Source organism: Bacillota bacterium (assembly GCA_018333655.1).
Lineage (GTDB): Bacteria > Bacillota > UBA994 > UBA994 > UBA994 > BS524.
On the sequence record JAGXTJ010000023.1, the window covers coordinates 45,762 to 63,188 of the forward strand.

At 53.5% G+C, this 17,427-nt stretch carries 16 protein-coding genes and 1 pseudogene; 15 read left to right on the top strand and 2 right to left on the bottom strand.

Annotated elements, in window-relative coordinates; all coding sequences use genetic code 11:
- Window positions 1–17 precede the first annotated feature (17 nt).
- On the top strand, window positions 18–560 hold the full coding sequence (gene pyrR / locus KGZ92_04620; protein ID MBS3888569.1) for a bifunctional pyr operon transcriptional regulator/uracil phosphoribosyltransferase PyrR: 543 nt from the start codon (window positions 18–20) through the stop codon (window positions 558–560).
- Here the strand turns inward: pyrR and KGZ92_04625 are convergent.
- On the bottom strand, window positions 557–2,287 hold the full coding sequence (locus KGZ92_04625; protein MBS3888570.1) for an NFACT family protein: 1,731 nt from the start codon (window positions 2,285–2,287) through the stop codon (window positions 557–559). The genes pyrR and KGZ92_04625 overlap by 4 nt on opposite strands.
- 95 nt (window positions 2,288–2,382) lie before the next feature.
- Between KGZ92_04625 and KGZ92_04630 the strand changes: the two are divergent.
- The 14 genes and pseudogenes from KGZ92_04630 to rpe all read left to right on the top strand — a co-directional run bounded on the left by KGZ92_04630 (window position 2,383) and on the right by rpe (window position 17,180).
- Window positions 2,383–5,022: pseudogene (locus tag KGZ92_04630) on the top strand (cation-translocating P-type ATPase).
- A gap of 62 nt (window positions 5,023–5,084) precedes the next feature.
- Window positions 5,085–5,966, top strand: a complete 882-nt coding sequence (locus tag KGZ92_04635; protein ID MBS3888571.1) for a YicC family protein — start codon at window positions 5,085–5,087, stop codon at window positions 5,964–5,966.
- A gap of 24 nt (window positions 5,967–5,990) precedes the next feature.
- Window positions 5,991–6,290, top strand: a complete 300-nt coding sequence (locus tag KGZ92_04640; GenBank protein ID MBS3888572.1) for a DUF370 domain-containing protein — start codon at window positions 5,991–5,993, stop codon at window positions 6,288–6,290.
- Window positions 6,291–6,306: 16 nt separating this feature from the next.
- A complete protein-coding gene (locus KGZ92_04645) occupies window positions 6,307–6,501 on the top strand; it encodes a DNA-directed RNA polymerase subunit omega (protein ID MBS3888573.1) in 195 nt (64 codons plus the stop codon).
- 36 nt (window positions 6,502–6,537) lie between these two features.
- Window positions 6,538–8,523, top strand: a complete 1,986-nt coding sequence (gene priA, locus KGZ92_04650) for a primosomal protein N' (protein ID MBS3888574.1) — start codon at window positions 6,538–6,540, stop codon at window positions 8,521–8,523.
- A gap of 12 nt (window positions 8,524–8,535) precedes the next feature.
- Window positions 8,536–9,015, top strand: coding sequence for a peptide deformylase (gene def, locus KGZ92_04655; protein MBS3888575.1), 480 nt, complete (start codon window positions 8,536–8,538; stop codon window positions 9,013–9,015).
- Window positions 9,008–9,946 carry a methionyl-tRNA formyltransferase gene (fmt, locus tag KGZ92_04660; GenBank protein MBS3888576.1) on the top strand — a complete coding sequence of 313 codons (939 nt, stop codon included), beginning with the start codon at window positions 9,008–9,010 and terminating at the stop codon, window positions 9,944–9,946. Before def ends, fmt begins: the two co-directional genes overlap by 8 nt.
- A 14-nt stretch (window positions 9,947–9,960) precedes the next feature.
- Complete coding sequence (locus KGZ92_04665) at window positions 9,961–10,650, top strand: zinc metallopeptidase (protein ID MBS3888577.1); 690 nt, start codon at window positions 9,961–9,963, stop codon at window positions 10,648–10,650.
- Between the two features lie 2 nt (window positions 10,651–10,652).
- A complete protein-coding gene (rsmB, locus tag KGZ92_04670) occupies window positions 10,653–11,954 on the top strand; it encodes a 16S rRNA (cytosine(967)-C(5))-methyltransferase RsmB (GenBank protein ID MBS3888578.1) in 1,302 nt (433 codons plus the stop codon).
- Between the two features lie 18 nt (window positions 11,955–11,972).
- Window positions 11,973–13,004 (top strand): 23S rRNA (adenine(2503)-C(2))-methyltransferase RlmN, encoded by a 1,032-nt coding sequence (gene rlmN, locus KGZ92_04675; protein MBS3888579.1) that lies wholly within the window; start codon window positions 11,973–11,975, stop codon window positions 13,002–13,004.
- A 19-nt stretch (window positions 13,005–13,023) separates the two neighbouring features.
- Window positions 13,024–13,779 carry a Stp1/IreP family PP2C-type Ser/Thr phosphatase gene (locus KGZ92_04680; protein MBS3888580.1) on the top strand — a complete coding sequence of 252 codons (756 nt, stop codon included), beginning with the start codon at window positions 13,024–13,026 and terminating at the stop codon, window positions 13,777–13,779.
- A complete protein-coding gene (pknB, locus tag KGZ92_04685; GenBank protein ID MBS3888581.1) occupies window positions 13,769–15,640 on the top strand; it encodes a Stk1 family PASTA domain-containing Ser/Thr kinase in 1,872 nt (623 codons plus the stop codon). Before KGZ92_04680 ends, pknB begins: the two co-directional genes overlap by 11 nt.
- 14 nt (window positions 15,641–15,654) lie before the next feature.
- Window positions 15,655–16,533 (top strand): ribosome small subunit-dependent GTPase A, encoded by an 879-nt coding sequence (gene rsgA, locus KGZ92_04690; protein ID MBS3888582.1) that lies wholly within the window; start codon window positions 15,655–15,657, stop codon window positions 16,531–16,533.
- A complete protein-coding gene (gene rpe / locus KGZ92_04695) occupies window positions 16,530–17,180 on the top strand; it encodes a ribulose-phosphate 3-epimerase (protein ID MBS3888583.1) in 651 nt (216 codons plus the stop codon). Before rsgA ends, rpe begins: the two co-directional genes overlap by 4 nt.
- 39 nt (window positions 17,181–17,219) lie before the next feature.
- On the opposite strand, the gene rpmB is transcribed toward rpe, so the two are convergent.
- Window positions 17,220–17,420, bottom strand: coding sequence for a 50S ribosomal protein L28 (gene rpmB / locus KGZ92_04700; protein ID MBS3888584.1), 201 nt, complete (start codon window positions 17,418–17,420; stop codon window positions 17,220–17,222).
- Between the last annotated feature and the right edge of the window lie 7 nt (window positions 17,421–17,427).

Consider the following 17,427-nt stretch of genomic DNA (forward strand, 5'->3'; position numbering starts at 1 on the left):
TTTGGGGGGCTGAAGGCATGGAATATAGAACGAAGGCGCAGCTTATGGATGAGAAAGCCATGGCCAGGGCCATTACCCGCATTGCCCATGAAATCATTGAGAGGAACAAAGGGGTGGAAAACCTACTGCTCCTAGGTGTTAGGCGGAGGGGAGTGCCCTTGGCTAATCGCTTACGAGAGGCCATCTTGCGCATTGAGGGGGCGGAGGTAGAAGTCGGGGTTATCGATATCACGCTATACCGCGACGACCTTTCTACTGCGCATGCCGAGCCTGCCGTAGAGGCATCTTCCTTGCCGTGTGTTACCGGCAAAACAGTGGTGCTGGTCGATGATGTGCTGTTTACCGGACGGACAGTGCGGGCTGCCCTCGATGCCATTGTTGACAAGGGGAGACCAAGTAGCATTCAGCTGGCCGTGCTCATAGATAGAGGGCATCGTGAGCTGCCCATACGAGCCGATTTCGTGGGGAAGAATGTGCCAACTTCCCGCCGCGAACTAATTGCCGTAGAAGTTATGGAGTATGACGGGTGCAATCAGGTGCTTATACTAGAGCAAAACTAGACTTCGCTGTTAGTTTCAGGCAAGGTTGGCGTTCGCACGATAACGGTGCGCTGATTTTCGTAGTGCACAAAACCTGGTCGCCCACCGGCAGGGCGTTTTACATGGCGCCGTTCGGTAAAGTCGACAGGCACATTAGCGGAATGGCGCTGGCTGCTGTAGTAGGCGGCCAACTGAGCCGCAAAGAGTATGGTTTGGTCGCTTAGAGCAGGTGAATAGGTAACAATGACATGGCTCCCCGGCGCTTTTTGTACATGTAACCATAGATCCTTAGGGCCAGCGGCCTTGACCATAGCATCGTTCTGCAAGTTATTGCGACCTACCAAGATGGTAGAGCCATCAGGTGCGACAAATTTTAGCGGTCCGCGACTTAGGGCGGGCTGTTTTGCTTTGCCGCGCGTTTGCGGTAGTACGCCTATGTCTTGTAACTCTCGCGCGATTTCTTGCAGGGTCGGCAAGTCCTCAGCTAGTGCGAGGGCAGAAAGCAGCGAAGCAAAGTAGTCTATCTCTTGCTGGCACTGTGCCAAGCGCAGTAGGCTATGCTTCTCTGTGCCTTCTGCGCGGGTATACCGCTTAAAATACTGCTTGGCGTTATCCACTATGCTGAGTTTGGGATCTATAGGCACAAGTACCTCGGGGAGGTCGGGGTTGTAGTAATCTACTACAGTGGCGGTGTTTCCTGCTTTACGACAATCTGCCACATTGGCGTAGAGAAGTTGACCAAAAAGCTTGAAGGGCTCTCGTTCGCGGCTTTTCACAAGGTCTTTTTCGAGGGCCTCTTCTCTTCGCCTAAGCTTAGTGAGATGAAGCTGTACTTCTTTAGTTAGCTTGAGGCAGAGCACCCGCGGCGGGTCATCGTGACCGATGGCCAGTAGCGCCTTGACGACTAGGTTATTTATCCCGAGGACAGTTTCAGAGGGGACCGTCAGCTGAGTGAGGGGATGGATGTGAAAATGAGTTTTCTCCCCGCGGTACAGGTAGCCTTGTTGCACCTCGCCGCTCTGGCAACGGCAGGCTAGAGCGCGTACAACTTGGGCTAGTCTTTGCCACTCCTCTAAGGTGAGATCCGCGGCCGTAGAGCTTGCCAGTGACAGATCTCTGGCGATAGCAGTGGCTAGTGGCATCGATAGGCCGTTTACAATGCTGCACATCAGTTGCGGCACTGTAGAATCGCTAGTAGGTATGGCGGCCAGAATGGTCTCTGCTTGAAGGGTTAGGGGGGATACTTTGCCTTGCGAGGGAGGTGTTTCATACCTTAGACCAGGCAGGATGGGCCGCAGTACAGCCTTGCCCCAGGGAATTCGCTTGACGGCGTCAAGGATGATGCCGTTCGCATGTAAAATTAGATTGCTATGGCGTCCCGTAAGTTCTAATGATAGGTGGTAGGTCTTCTGCTCCCCTAAATCATCGCGCCCTAGAAAAGAGAGAGTGACCACGCGCTCGAAGTCCTCCATGCGAATAGACAAAAGGCGGCTGCCCTCAATAAATTTGCGCAGCATTAAGCAAAAATGCGGGGGGCTCTCTGGGTTCTCGAACTGCTCTGTGGTTACGAATAAGCCAGGAAAGCGGGGGTCAATAGAGAGTACTAAGCGCTGTTTCTTCTTTGTTTCACCAAGCAGCAGGGTCAATTTGTAGGTGTCAGGTTGGTGCACCTTTGCGACGCGTGACTCCGCAAAGTCTCTGTGGAGTTCGCTAATTAAAGCATTAAGAAAAAAACCGTCCCAGCTCAAGCATAGACCTCCTTTCGACTCTCTTATCTTAACCTGTTCATTTTCTGCGCACAAGGTACATAGAGTTAAGAGGTAAAGGGGGTTATCATGTGCCTCGCCAGAGTAGCTATCATTGTTTGGAGTACGAGGAAGTCTTGCTCCGCTTGCGCTCGCGCCTAGAGGGGCTAGACATGCATGAAGCGGCTTCGCGGCTGAAAGCATATGGGCTGAACCGTCTCGCCGCTAAAAAGCGGCCAAGCCTTATCATTATGTACTTCGCACAGTTTAAAGACCTTATGACGGTCATCTTGCTGGCGGCCACCCTTGTCTCGGGGTTGCTCGGGGAATACGCCGATGCCATAACTATCATCGCGATAGTCCTGCTTAACTCAGGTCTTGGGTTGTTTCATGAGCTTAGGGCGGAGAAAGCTCTTTTAGCACTGCGCAAGCTAGAAGTCCCCATGGCCACAGTACGTCGCCAAGGGCAGGAGCAAGCCATTCCGGGCGAGAACCTGGTGCCTGGTGATATCGTGGTGCTAAAGGCAGGCGATAGGGTCCCTGCAGACATTAGGCTGGGGCAGGCTTACTCCTGTGAGATAGACGAAGCCAGTCTTACGGGTGAATCTGTGCCTGTGCGCAAGGTGGCCAGGGCTATGCTTGCTGAGGCTCCGCTTTCTGAGCGGCATTCCTCTGCTCACTTCGGAACCTTAGTGACGAAAGGATACGCCATAGGAGTCGTTACGGCGACAGGCATGAGCACGGAAGTAGGTCGCGTTGCCGCGCACCTTGAAGTAGAAGAAAAGCCTACACCACTGCAAATCAAATTCCGACAATTGGGTACCTACCTTGTCGTGGCCTGCCTCGCAGTCTGCGCTCTAGTAGTTGTGCTAGGGGTGATGCGCGATGAGCCCCTGCATCGCATGTTCCTCGCGGGGGTAAGTCTAGCTGTTGCCGCCATCCCGGAAGGGCTCTCGACACTAGTGACCATCGTACTGGCACTAGGCGTTCATCGCATTGCCAAAGTAAACGCGGTGGTGCGACGCCTGCCGGCCGTGGAGACTATGGGCAGTACGACCGTGATTTGTTCTGACAAGACAGGAACTCTCACTCTAAACAAGATGACGGTGAGAGAAGTGTTAGCGGGCGGAACATTGTACAACCTCGCCAGCCTAGAGCAACAGCTAGCAGTGAGATTAGATTCGCCCCTGTGGCTGGCCTTAAAGATTGGCTCCCTCTGTAGTACCAGCAAGCTCATACCAGGTGATCCACCCACTGTGGTGGGCGACCCCACCGAAGGGGCCATACTAATGGCCGCAGCCCGGGCTAAAGTGATACCCAAGGAGTCAGTGCGTAGCACCCTGCCTTTTTGCGCGGAACGAAAAGCCATGAGTGTCATTGTCAGCGACTTGGGTGCGAAAAATTGGGTCTACACTAAGGGCGCGCCAGAAAGCATATTACGCATGTGTAGTTACGTGGTAGAGGGTGAAAAGCGCCTTAGAATAGAGAGCTCGCACAAGGAAGCCCTAGAGCGTCGCCAAGCGGAGTTTGCCGCGCGGGGTCTTAGGGTGCTTGCCGTAGCTTATCGTGAGTATAGTGGGCCACTACAGAATGAGAATGTGCGAGAACTAGAGAGCAACCTCACCTTCGTAGGACTGATTGCCATGCATGACCCCCCCCGACCAGAAGTCTTACCGGCGATCAAACTCTGCCGCTTAGCCGGTATTCGAGTCATTATGATAACTGGCGATCATGCCTTAACAGCTTTGGCTATTGCAGAGGAAATTGGGCTGCCCCATGCGCGGGGCGAGGTGGTAGCAGGCGCACAGATTGACGCCATGACTGATGCCGAGCTCTGGGAAGCAGTCATGCATGCCAATGTCTTCGCGCGAGTATCGCCTCTTTGTAAGTTGCGCATTGTGAAAACGCTGCAGCGGCAGGGTCATATTGTGGCCATGACGGGTGACGGTATCAACGACGCCCCCGCCCTGCGCGAGGCTGACATCGGCATTAGCATGGGGCTGTGCGGCACCGAGGTAGCCCGCGAAGCGTCGCAACTGGTACTACAGGATGACAACTTTGCCACTATTGTCAAGGCCATGCAAGAAGGGCGTGGAATTTACGATAATATCCGCAAGTTCCTCCGCTACCTGCTGACCTGCAATGTGGGGGAGTTAGTGTCGGTCGTTTTTACCATGGCCATAGGCCTGCCCATACCGCTACAGCCTATGCAAATACTTTGGATTAACTTGGTGACGGATGGGCTGCCTGCCTTAGCTCTCGGAGTCGACACGACGGATAAGAACATTATGCTGCGGCCACCCCGGCCCAAGGATGAAGGCGTCTTCGGCAGGGGGCTCTGGCGCAAAATAGTGGCGCGCGGTCTTCTCATCGGCCTGTCGACCTTTTTTGTCTTTGCCATAGGTCTCTTCGCCACCAATAGCCTCGAGGCCTCCCAGACCATGGCCTTTGCCACCTTGGTGATGTGCCAGCTACTGCATGTCTTTGACTGTCGTTCGGAAACTGTTGGTATCGCCGAAAAAGGAATCACCACCAATCCCTTTCTTCTAGTTTCGGTGGGCCTCTCGGTGGCGCTCCTGATGTTGTCCATCTACTTTCCTCCCCTCAGTAAGGCCCTAGGAAATGTGCCCTTGTGGCGGGGAGAGTGGGCGATAGTTCTTTTAGCTGCCGGATGCCCCACCGTCTTTATTGGTCTACGCCGGCTCCTCCTGTATCGGACAGGGAGGAAACGCCCTTGATATTCTAGGCGGAGAAGGTATACTATACAGAGAAGCACATGCAAGAACCGCCGGAGGTTGTGATGAGTATACGCAGTATGACTGGCTTTGGTCGCAGTAGTGGCCTCACCCAATTCGGGCAGGTCACGGTCGAGGTAAAGAGCGTCAATCACCGCTACCTTGACCTTTCCCCCCGTATCGCCAGGGAGCTTGCTTTCTTGGAAGAGGACATAAAGGCTGTTCTGCGGGAATTTGTGACTCGGGGCCGTGTTGACGTCACTGTGAAACTGGCCGCGAAGACACAGATGAACAGAGGGGCGAGCTTTAATTTAGAGCAAATGGCCGAGTACCGCCACAAGCTGCTCGAAATAGCAGAACGGTTTTCGCTACGGCCAGAGGTGACCCTAGAACAGCTCTTAGCGCTGCCTGGTGTAGTCATCGAGCCAGAGCCCCTGGCCGATAGCGGCGAAACCGGTGAAGAGATTAAGCGCCTGGTCAGACAGGCAGCACAGGCGCTTTGTGATTCGCGCACTCTAGAGGGCGAACGGCTTGCTGCCGACATCAGTATGCGCGTCGCAGAGATCACAAACTGGGTTCTGCATATACATGACCGTTCTTTATCGTCCGTAGAGGTGTATCGCCAGCGGTTGCACGACAATATTAAGCGACTGGCCAGTGATGTTTTGGTCGACCCGAGTAGACTAGAAGTAGAGGTGGCCCTCTTTGCTGAACGTGCCAGCATCACTGAGGAAGTGGTGCGACTTCGTGCGCATCTTCTAAATTTTCATAGTTTCTTAGCCTCAAAACAGGCCATCGGCCGTAAGATGGACTTTTATCTGCAGGAAATGAATAGAGAAGTAAATACTATTGGCAGTAAATCAGCCGACGTTGCCATCAGTCAGCTCGTTGTTGACATTAAGAGCGAACTAGAGAAGGTGCGGGAGCAAGTACAGAATCTAGAATGATCCACAGGCGAAGGGAGTATGCACATGGAAATGCGTCTTGTAAATATTGGTTTTGGCAATATCGTCTCCGCAAATCGTATAGTAGCTATTGTCAGCCCAGAATCGGCCCCCATTAAACGCATCATTCAAGAGGCCAGAGACCGTGCCATGCTGGTCGATGCTACTTATGGCCGACGCACTCGCGCCGTAATTATCACCGACAGCGGTCACGTCATCCTCTCGGCCGTGCAGCCCGAGACCGTAGCGCATCGCCTAGTCGGAAAAGACCATAAATTTGAGCCAGAACCTGAGGACAAAGAAGAGAAGTTAGAACTAGACCAGTAGGGGGAAAGTACCAATGATGATTTGGCCTTCAGTAGATAAGCTCCTTAAGAGAGTAGATAGCAAGTATACCTTGGTCATTGCGGCCTCGAAGCGTGCACGTGAGTTAGCGCAGAATACCAAGTACAATGCTGGCAAGCCCGTGACTGTGGCCTTGCAAGAGATCGACCAAGGTATTATTACTTACTTGCGATTAAAACAGGGGGAAAAGTAGCATGGCAGAGGTCATGCTCTTTTTTTAAGTCGACTGATGTATGTACAAGTAATCTGTAATATAGGCGCTCTCTCTCGGCGCACGCTCACTTATCGCGGCGACGCCCCCCTAGGTAGTCTCGTGGCGGTCGAGGTAGGTAGTCGCAAAGCCACGGCTATCGTCATTGCCCATAGTGCGGCCACTGAAGTCGATGAAGCTACGGTGAAAGAAGTGAGCGAAGTTCTCTATGGGGGCTATGCATGGCTTTCGGGTGACTTAATCGATTTGGCAGGGGTTATCGCGGACTACTATCTGTGTTCCTTGGGGGCAGTGCTTGAGCTCATGCTGCCTGTCCCCTTTGCGTGCAAAGAGATTAGTGGACTAAAGAGACCCCCCAAGGACAAGCCGCTGCTGCTGGCAAAAAACCTCGTACGGCAGCAGCCGCTTCTGCTGACCGAGGCGCAAAGTGCAGCTGTAGAAAGCATTAAGGCGGCGATAGTGGGCGGTAGCAAGAAACCGTACCTGCTTTACGGGGTTACCGGTAGCGGCAAGACGGAGGTCTACCTGCAGGCGATCTCACTCGTAGTGGCGCGCCACCAGCAAGCAATTTACTTGGTGCCCGAGATCTCCCTTACGCCGCAGACTATAGCTGCCGTTGTCTCGCGCTTCGGCGAAAAGGTCGGGGTACTGCATAGTGCCCTTTCGGCGGGGGAGCGGGCGAGAACTTGGCAGAATATAGCCGCAGGAAAAATACAGATAGTGGTGGGAGCACGTTCCGCTGTTTTCGCCCCCATACGAAATTTAGGCCTCATCATCATGGACGAAGAGCATGAGACTAGTTATCGTCATGAGGGCGGGCTCAATTTTCATGCCAGAGTGGTGGCCCAACTGCGGGTGCGGCGGGCAGGGGGGCTACTCCTCTTAGGCAGTGCCACACCGTCGCTCGAGGTTTACACTTCGGCAATGCAAGGAAAATCAGAACTACTTCGCCTCGCCAGCCGACCTAGGGGAAGTTTCTTGCCCGAAGTGAAGCTCGTTGATATGCGCGAGGAGCTGCGGGCTGGTGTCAAAGGGCTTATTTCCACTCCGCTCAGGCTAGCCATGGCCGAAAGACTGGCCTTAGGCGAGCAGGCCTTGCTGCTATTTAATCGCCGCGGCTACGCTCAGTTTTCACTATGCCAAGACTGCGGCTTTATCCATTTGTGTCCGCATTGCGACATCAGCCTGCGCCTGCATGCCGGTGCGAGTGTCTTAAAATGTCATTACTGCGGACTGAGTAAGGTAGCTTCACCCCTCTGCCCTAAGTGTGGTAGTAGGCAGATGTTAAGCCGAGGCGCAGGTACGGAAAAGCTCGAGCAAGAAGTGCGGGAGCTTTTTCCAAATTATGGGGTCACACGTTTAGACAGAGACACAACTTCGCAGAAAGGCTCCCATGAAAGGCTACTAACTGAGTTCGGCTCACTTAACTCGCAAATTCTCCTGGGCACGCGCATGATTGCCAAAGGGCTAGACTTCCCGAGTGTCACTGTCGTGGGGGTGATAGATGCCGACAGCGGTATTTTCTTCCCTGACTTTCGTGCCGTGGAAGAGAGTTTTCATCTCTTGATGCAAGTTGCCGGGCGCTCCGGTCGCGGACACCTCCCGGGCACTGTGTATGTGCAAGCTTATAATCCCGACCATTATTGTTTGCGGCTGGCAAGCCAGCATGACTACGAGGGCTTTACGCGCGTGGAAAGTAAGCTCAGGCGTAAGCTATCGTATCCTCCTTTTGGGGGGCTCATCACGCTGCGATTTCGTAGCCGAGATCTCTTAAGGTTGCGCGAGGCCACGCGGTCGATAGCGGAATTACTCGCGCAAGATAAGAGCTTAACCATTCTAGGCCCCGTCGCAGAATCACCCGAGAAAGTGAGCGATGTTTTCCGCTATCAGATCAGCATAAAGGGCTCGAGCAGGCAATATCTGCAAAAGTATTTACGTGAGAAGCGTGATGAGGTAGAGGCCCTCTGTGTAGCACGCACCCACTGGTATGTTATAATTGAATAGAGAGGTGATTACATGGCGATTCGCATAGTGAGAGAAAAGGGCGACGAGCTACTAGGTATCAAGGCCAAGGAAGTGAGTCGGTTCGATCACACCTTAGTACGACTCATTGACGATATGTTTGCTACCATGCATCACTACCATGGCATTGGGCTGGCAGCCCCCCAAATTGGCATCTCGAAACGCATTATTGTGGTAGAGGTTGATGATGACAAAATGGCGCTCATCAATCCTGTGATAGTCGAGGCCGCTGGTGAAGAAGCTGATGTCGAGGGTTGTTTGAGTTGGCCCGGGCATTACGGCGAAGTGGTACGCAAAACACATATTACCGTAGTGGCGCGTACCGCCCTAGGCGAAGAAGTTAAAGTGCAGGCAGAAGGCCTACTGGCGCGATGCCTACAGCATGAGATTGATCACTTAAACGGGGTATTGTTTTGCGATATTGCCCGCCGCCTGCTTGACAAAAGCGAGATGAGTGACGGGTCAGATGAGTAAACGGATTGTCTACATGGGTAGCCCGTCCTTTGCCGTGCCACCCCTCCTGGCCTTAGTGCAAAATAATTACAGCATTGCCGCGGTTTTTACCCAGCCGGATATGCCTGCGGGGCGCGGTCGCGCTCTAACGCCGCCGCCGGTCAAGTTGGCGGCCGAAAAGCTCGGGCTACCCATTGTGCAAGCCAGGTCTCTTAAGGATAAAGAGGTAGAGGAGCGCCTGGCGAGGCTTGCCCCCGACCTTATTGTCGTAGTGGCTTACGCCGCTTTTTTGCCACTCGCGGTGCGCAAGATACCGCCTTGTGGCTGTCTCAATATACACGCTTCACTGCTGCCTCGCTACCGCGGTGGTGCCCCCATACACTGGGCCATTGTAAATGGCGAGCGTGACACGGGCGTAACCATTATGCGCATGGCGAGCGGCCTCGATGCTGGTGACATTATTAAACAAGCACAGCTCCCCATTAGTGAAGAGGCTACCACGGGCGAGGTAACCGAGCTTCTTTCCACCCTAGGAGCGGGGCTACTACTAGATGTGTTGTCACTTCCTGATTTGGGAGAATCGCTCCGCCGGCCACAAGAGCACGCCCTGGCTACTTATGCCCGTAACATTAAGAAAGAAGATGGCTACGTAGATTGGCAGCTCGACGCGACAAGAATCCATAATCTGATTCGGGGCCTTAATCCCTGGCCACTAGCCTATACTTATTTTGAGGGGCAGTACTTGCGTGTTTTGCGTTCACAAGTAGTTCATGCTAAGTTGTCTTTGCGCCCCGGCGAGGTGAGCAGCGCGCACGATGGTCTCTACGTCGGCACGGGAGATAAAGCCCTGCTGCTACTGCAAGTTCAACTAGCTGGTAAGCGAGTCATGACGGGCGCAGAGTTTAGTCGTGGCTACCTACAAGGCCGAAACGCCATGTTTCATTCTATCTAGAGGAGGTTGATCCCATGTTTTTTCTAAATACACCCGCGGGCCTAGCTCTAATGGTAGTAGCAATGATTCTCGCCTTCTTTTCACAAATTAAGATGAAAAGCGCTTACCAGAAATACAGCAATATGCGCGTTAAATCTGGTCGTACAGGTGCTGATGTAGCGCGCGAGATCTTGCGCCAGGCAGGGCTAACTGACGTGCGCGTGGAACCCGTAGGCGGCACCTTGACGGATCACTACGACCCGCGTTCGCGCACCGTCCGTCTCTCGCAAGGTGTTTACAATGGTTCGAGCGTAGCAGCCTTAGGCGTAGCCGCGCATGAGACAGGGCATGCCCTGCAGCATCAAGAAAACTATGGGCCGCTAGCACTGCGCAGTGCCATCTTGCCACTGGCTGGTTTCGGCTCTAACGCCGCTTTTCCGCTTTTTATTGCGGGCCTGTTCTTTAACAATGTGCTCTTTATGGATCTAGGCATCTTGCTTTTTGCGGGCGCGGTACTCTTTCAAATTGTCACTCTGCCAGTGGAGTTTAATGCCAGCACACGTGCTGTCGACTCCCTGAGCGCCGGAGGCTATGTAACGCGTGAGGAAGAGGAGCCTGTTAAAGACATGCTGCGGGCGGCTGGCTACACCTACTTGGCTGCTACAGCTGTGGCCTTGGCCAATCTACTGCGCTTAGTTCTCCTACGCGGGAGCAGAAGGGACTAAGAGTGGCGAATGCGCGTTTGCAGGCTTTGCGGGTGCTGATGTCGGTCGAGAACGACAAGGCCTACGCTAACCTAGCCCTTGTTGCTAGCAGCAATGATGAAGCGGTAAGCGGTGCCGATAAGGCACTGCTTATTCAGCTTGTGTACGGTACACTAAGCTGCCAACTTGCCCTAGATTACCAGCTGGACGCTTTGCTCACTAGGCCATTGGCCTCGTTGCCAGTTAGCATACGCAATATCTTGCGGCTAGGTGCCTACCAGATTATGTACTTAAATCGTGTTCCCGACCGAGCGGCAGTAGACGAAGCAGTCAAGCTCGCGCACGCCTTCGGCCATCGCGGTACAGCGGGCTTAGTTAATGCGGTGCTGCGACGTTTATCTCTCCGCAAGGACAATTTGTCCTGGCCCGATGAAAAGATAGACGAGGCCAGCTACTTGAGCACGCGTTACGCCCATCCTCTCTTCTTGGTCAAAAGATACTTGTCTAGGCTCGGTCGTAGCGAGACAGAAGCGCTTCTTTCGGCCAACAATGAGCCGCCGCGTTTTAGCATCCGGACTAATACCATGCGTACATCGGTGGCCGAGCTGAAGGCTAATTTGGAGCATATGGGTATAACCTCCGCCGAGGGCCGCTTTGTTCCTGAGATTCTTTATCCCACACCGACACCTTCTTTTCAGGGTGATCTTTTTCGCCGTGGGCACTACCAGGTGCAGGGTGAGGCCTCGGCCATGTGCGCTCACTTGCTCTCGGTGGAGCCAGGGCAGCGGGTGGTCGATTTGTGTGCTGCCCCAGGCGGCAAGACAACGCATATTGCCGCTCTTATGCAGGACAAAGGGCAGGTCGTGGCGTTTGACCACAATGCCAAGCGACTTCGCCTCGTCGAAGAGAACGCCCGGCGTTTAGGGCTTAGCTCTATCGTGGCCTATGATTTGCCGGTAGAGAGAGCCCATGAAGTCGTCAGCACAGCTGAGCGTGTGTTGCTTGATGCGCCTTGTTCGGGCTTTGGAGTGCTGCGGCATAAGCCCGACATTCGCCAACACCGCCAAGAATATGATATCTTTAACTTGTCAGCTCTGCAGCGGCGCTTAATTATCTGTGCCGCCGACTTAGTTGCCCCCAAGGGCATTTTAGTATACAGTGTCTGCACCACTGAACCTGAAGAGACGGAGGATGTGGTGAACTATCTGCTCGCAGAGCGCCCAGATTTTAGGCCGCACAACTCCCTGCCTGGGCAGTATTTTTGGCCGCATCGTGACGGCATTGATGGCTTTTTTATGGTCGCGCTTAAGCGGGCTGAGGATTAAAAAGGGGGTACTAGGTTCATGTCACACGATTTTATCTCCATGACGGAAGGCGAGCGCTTAGCTTGGCTAGAAAGTCTCGGACAACCTAAGTTTAGACTGAAGCAAATTGAAGAGTGGGTTTATACCCATGCTGTCACCTCGTTCAGTGATATGGCGAATTTGCCCAAAGCACTGCGTGAAGATTTGGAGGCTGCTGATGTGCCCGTGGTCGCGCCGCGCGTCGTAGCCGAGCACAAGGGCACATCAGCCACAAAACTAGCCCTGCTTCTCGCTGATGGGCAGGTCACAGAGTCGGTAATTATGCACTATCGCCATGGTGTGTCGCTTTGCGTTTCGTCCCAAGTTGGCTGCAAAATGGCCTGTACTTTTTGTGCAACCGGCGAAAAAGGTTTTCGTCGCCATTTGACACGTTTTGAAATGGTGGCACAGTTAATTTTAGCGAACAATCGTTTGCGAGAGAGTAACGAAAAAATTACTCATATTGTGATGATGGGCATGGGGGAACCGCTCGACAACTACGAGGAAACACTTGGCTTCATCAAGGCAGCCTGTGGTCCCCTCTTTGGCATTAGCCCAAGGCGCGTTACCGTCTCTACTTGCGGGTTGGTCCCACAAATGGAGCGCCTAGCTCACGAAGAGTTGCCCCTAAACTTGAGTGTGAGTCTGCACGCCCCAAATGATGAGTTGCGAGCAACGCTTATGCCGACGGCAAAAATCTTTACTATCAACAAAATACTGGCCGCCATGCACTACTATGCCGAAACCACAGGCCGCAGGGTGAGCATTGAATACACTCTCATCAAGGGCATTAATGATCGCGAGCGGGATGCCGAGGAGTTAGTCAGTAAGATTAAAGGTGGCAAATTCCATGTTAATCTCATTCCCGTGAACCCATTTCTTGGCTCGTCCCTCGAGCGTCCCTCTCTGCCGCGTACCAAGAAATTTCAACAGATACTTGTGGATGCTGGCATAACTGCCACCATCAGACGCGAACTAGGCAGTGAAATCAGTGCCGCCTGCGGGCAATTGAAAGGCAGTATTGTACCTTAATTAGTGGGGTGAGCGAGAGTTGTGGGTTGTTTTTAGTGAAACTAACAGAGGTAAAGTGCGACCGAAAAACCAGGATGCTTTGATCAGGGAACGTTTTTCTCTGCCTGAAGGCGAGGCCTGCCTGTGTGCTGTGGCCGACGGTATGGGGGGGCACCTCGCGGGAGACGTGGCGTCCCGTATTGCTGTAGAAGAGCTTTCCCTTGGTGTGGCCGAAACAATACACCGGCTTCCGCCTAGCGAGGTTTTGTCTTTAGCAGTCACACGCGCGAATAGCAAGGTGCTACTTCTGGCGCAGTCTGACCCTAGCTGCGCTGGCATGGGTACCACACTGACCGCCGCCCTGTTGTTTGGTCAAGTGGCCTTTGTATGCCATGTAGGTGATAGCCGAGCCTATACCTATCATGGCGGCAGACTCACTCGTCTGACCGATGACCATTCGTATGTCGAGGAGCTACTGCGCAAAGGTGAGCTCAGCCTTGACGACGCTGAAAAGCATCCGAAACGCAATATTCTCACGCGAGCGCTAGGGGTGCAGGCCGAGTTGTTGATGGATTGCCAAGAGTTCGACCTAGGTGACGTCGAGATGTTGCTCCTGTGCACCGATGGCTTGACTAAGCTACTAAGCGATCACGAAATCCAAGGTATTATAGCAGCCCACCCTGACCGAGCAGAGGTCTTGCGGGCTTTGCTTGATATGGCCCTAGAGCGGGGTGCGCCCGACAATGTGACGGCTCTCGTAATCAGTCGTGGCGGGGGTGTCATTCGTGGCGAATAGAGTGCTCGGCGGGCGCTACATTTTGGGCGAGAGACTAGGAGGCGGGGGCACCGCCTTTGTCTACAAGGGACGCGACTCCCTCTTAAATCGCACGGTGGCCATAAAAGTTCTCAACACACAGTTAACCGCTGATGGCGACTTTGTCGCTAAATTTCGCCGCGAAGCGCAAGCTGCGGCCAGTCTTTCAAATCCCTACATTGTCGGTGTCTACGACGTCGGCCAGGACGATGATGTTTACTACATCGTCCTGGAGTATGTCGAGGGCAAAACCCTGAAAGAATTTATCGCCGCAGAGGGCCCCTTTACGCTAGAAATCGTTGTCGATATTGCCATGCAAATTGCCGAGGCTTTGCGGCACGCCCATCAACATGGGGTAGTGCACCGCGACATTAAGCCCCACAATATTCTGATTACGCGAGATGGACAAGCGAAAGTTACCGACTTCGGTATTGCGAGGGCTACGACAACCTCTACCCTCACGCAGAGTGGTTCGCTTATGGGTTCGGTGCATTACATGAGCCCGGAACAGGCTCGGGGTGGCTACACGAATGAGCGCTCCGACATTTACTCCCTAGGCGTCGTCATATATGAAATGCTCACCGGGGTAGTGCCCTTTACGGGGGACAATGTGGTTTCCATCGGGCTCAAGCACTTGCAAGAGAACCCTCGGCCTATTAAGGAGCAGAGGCCAGAAGTTTCACCCGGTCTCGAAAAGATTGTCGCCAAGGCGATGTGCAAAGAGCAGGGCAAGCGCTACCAATCAATCACCGAGATGATTCGAGATCTAGCGGATATGTCAGGGATAAGTGGTGTCAACATCGAGGGCGGTAAAAACCCGCGCCGTGGCAAGGAATTAGCTGACAAGCAGAGTGAACTTGACGACACCTACATTCCCAGTTTGAAGGTGGATAGTATGAGCCCCAAGCAGAGAAAGAAATGGCCCCTTTTGGCCGTTCTCACCATCTTGATGGTTGTTACCATGTTAGTCGTCGGTGGCTACCTGCTCTATGTCTTTTGGCCGCGGCCAGAGGTTTTGGTTCCCAATGTCGTTAATAAGACCTTGGCCGAGGCAGAGAGAGAGCTGCGCGCCGCGGGGCTCAATTCGACTATCGGTGTGGCGGAGTGGAATCCCTTAATTCCGGCCAATGTGGTCATTCGCCAGCAGCCACCCGCGGGACGCCCCGTGCGTGCGGGCCGCATGGTTGAGATTATCCCTAGCCGCGGTCCAGAGCTAGTAGAAGTGCCAAAGCTCGTGGGTCTTTCCTTGCTCGAAGCGCAGATCGCCGTGTCCGCCCATGGCTTTACCCTGGGGCAGCAAGATACTGAGCATCACGACACTGCTCCCCCCGAACAAGTGATTATGCAAAATCCTCGCCCTGGCTTCCTTACGCAGCGTGGCGTGCCCATCGACATTGTGGTCAGCCTAGGCAAGGCCATCACGGACGTGCAGACCCCACTTCTTATCGGTCTATCAGAGGCCGAAGTTGCCACAGCCTTGCGCGAGGCTGGCTTGACTGTGCGAACACCTATCCTGCAAGATTTTCATGACACGGTGCCCCCAGGCCATGTCATATCGCAATCGCCTGCACCGGGCACACTGATCGCCCTAGGGGGCGAAATCGGCATTGTGGTGAGTAGGGGTAGGCAGGCACGAATCACCGTAGTTATCCCAGCTCGTGAGCTCAACGACAATACGCGCGTAGAGATTACGGTAGAGGATAGGGAAGGCCGGCGAGTCGCCTACGAGGGAGTGCATAGTAGTGCCGATGGCGAGGTAAGAATCCCAGTCACAGGCCTTGCCCCCATGCGCCTTATTGTGCGCTTGAACGGTAGGATAGATCGAGAAGAGATTGTCAATTAGGGGGCACGCATTACTTGCAGGGACGAATCATTAGGCTCTTGGCGGGATTTTACTTCGTGCAGCTAGGCGACCGTGAAGTGCGCTGTCGGGCCAGAGGAAAGCTCAGGTTGCAGAGCGAAAACCCATGTGTGGGCGACTATGTTAAAATTAGCTTGCTTAGTGATGGCGAAGGCGTCGTCGACCAAGTTCTGCCGCGCAGGAATGTCTTGGAACGGCCCTTTGTCGCCAATATCACACAAGTGGTGGTAGTTTGTGCAGCCACTAGGCCCCTGCCCAATCTTGTTTTGCTGGATAGAATTTTAGTCGCGGCAGAGTTCTTGGGCGTTTCTGGTGTGGTGGTCATCAACAAATGTGATCTCGATTCGGGTGACCAGGTCAAGCGCCTATACACCCAGGCAGGCTACCCTGTGGTTTCTCTCTCCCTCGTTGCAGAGGGCTGTGTCCGCCCTCTGCTCCCCGCTTTGCGTGGGCATACTTCGGTTTTGGCAGGGCAGTCAGGGGTGGGTAAATCGAGCCTGATTAAACACCTTTGTCCCGAGCGCGAAGTCTTGGTTGGCGAAGTGAACCTGCGCAAAGGTTTTGGCAGACATACGACACGTCTCGTTGAACTCATTTACATGCCAGAGTGGGAAGCCTACGTGGTTGACACCCCCGGCTTCAGTAAGTTTGATCTGCCAGTTGAGCTATCGAGCCTGGCTCTGTCCGACTATTTTCTTGAGATGCGGGGACTACGGATGCACTGCAAATTCGGCCACGACTGTAGACACCAAGACGAACCAGGCTGCCGTGTAGGGCAAGAAGTTCAGGCGGGGACTATATCCGCGGAGCGCTACCAAAGTTACATCATGCTGCTAGGGGAATTGAAAGAGCGCGAGAGGAGTCAGTATAAGTGACCATTGTCTCACCTTCCGTACTTGCGGCCGACCTCTTATTCTTGCGAGAAGAATTTGAGAGTGTGGTACAGGCCGGCTTAACATCGGTGCATTTAGATATAATGGATGGGCATTTTGTGCCCAATCTTTCGTATGGTCTGAACATGGTTCATGCTGTAAAGCGTTTCGGCCAACTTAAATTTGATGTTCACCTGATGGTGACTGAACCGGAGCGTTATGTAGTTGAGCTGGCAGCGCTACGCCCGGAGTTTATTACTGTCCATTACGAGGCCACGAACCACTTGCATCGGCTTATCTACCGCATCAAGGAGCTAGGGTGTAAGGCAGGGGTATCGCTTAACCCTTCTACCTCTCCAGAGGTTTTAAAATACGTCTGGCCCGACCTTGATGGAGTGTTGATCATGACAGTCAACCCTGGGTTTGGCGGGCAGCAATTTATCAGCACCATGTTGCCAAAAATTGCGGCAGTAAAAGAGGTAACTAGTGACATAGAGCGTCCCTTCTTTATTCAAGTCGATGGGGGCATCAATCTAGAGACGGGCATGGCCGCGGCAATAGCTGGGGCGACACATCTGGTGGCCGGGGCAGCTTTCTTCCAAAGTCCCGATCGTGCCGCTTTCGCGCAGGCTTTGCAGTTAGCTCCGTAATAGAAAAGAGCTAACTCATGGAGATGAGTTAGCTCTTTTCTATACGGCGCGGGTTACACGATTTGATTTCAGACAAGTTGTACAGACATTGAGTCGCGTGGGTGTGCCATTGGCAATCACTCTTACTCTCTGCACATTGGGGAAACGAGTGCGCTTGCTGCGTTTCGTTAATTGTGACCCTTTGTAACTCAGTTTATTGCCAGAGGACTTGTTCTTGCCACAAACCTCACATCTAAGCATTTTGACC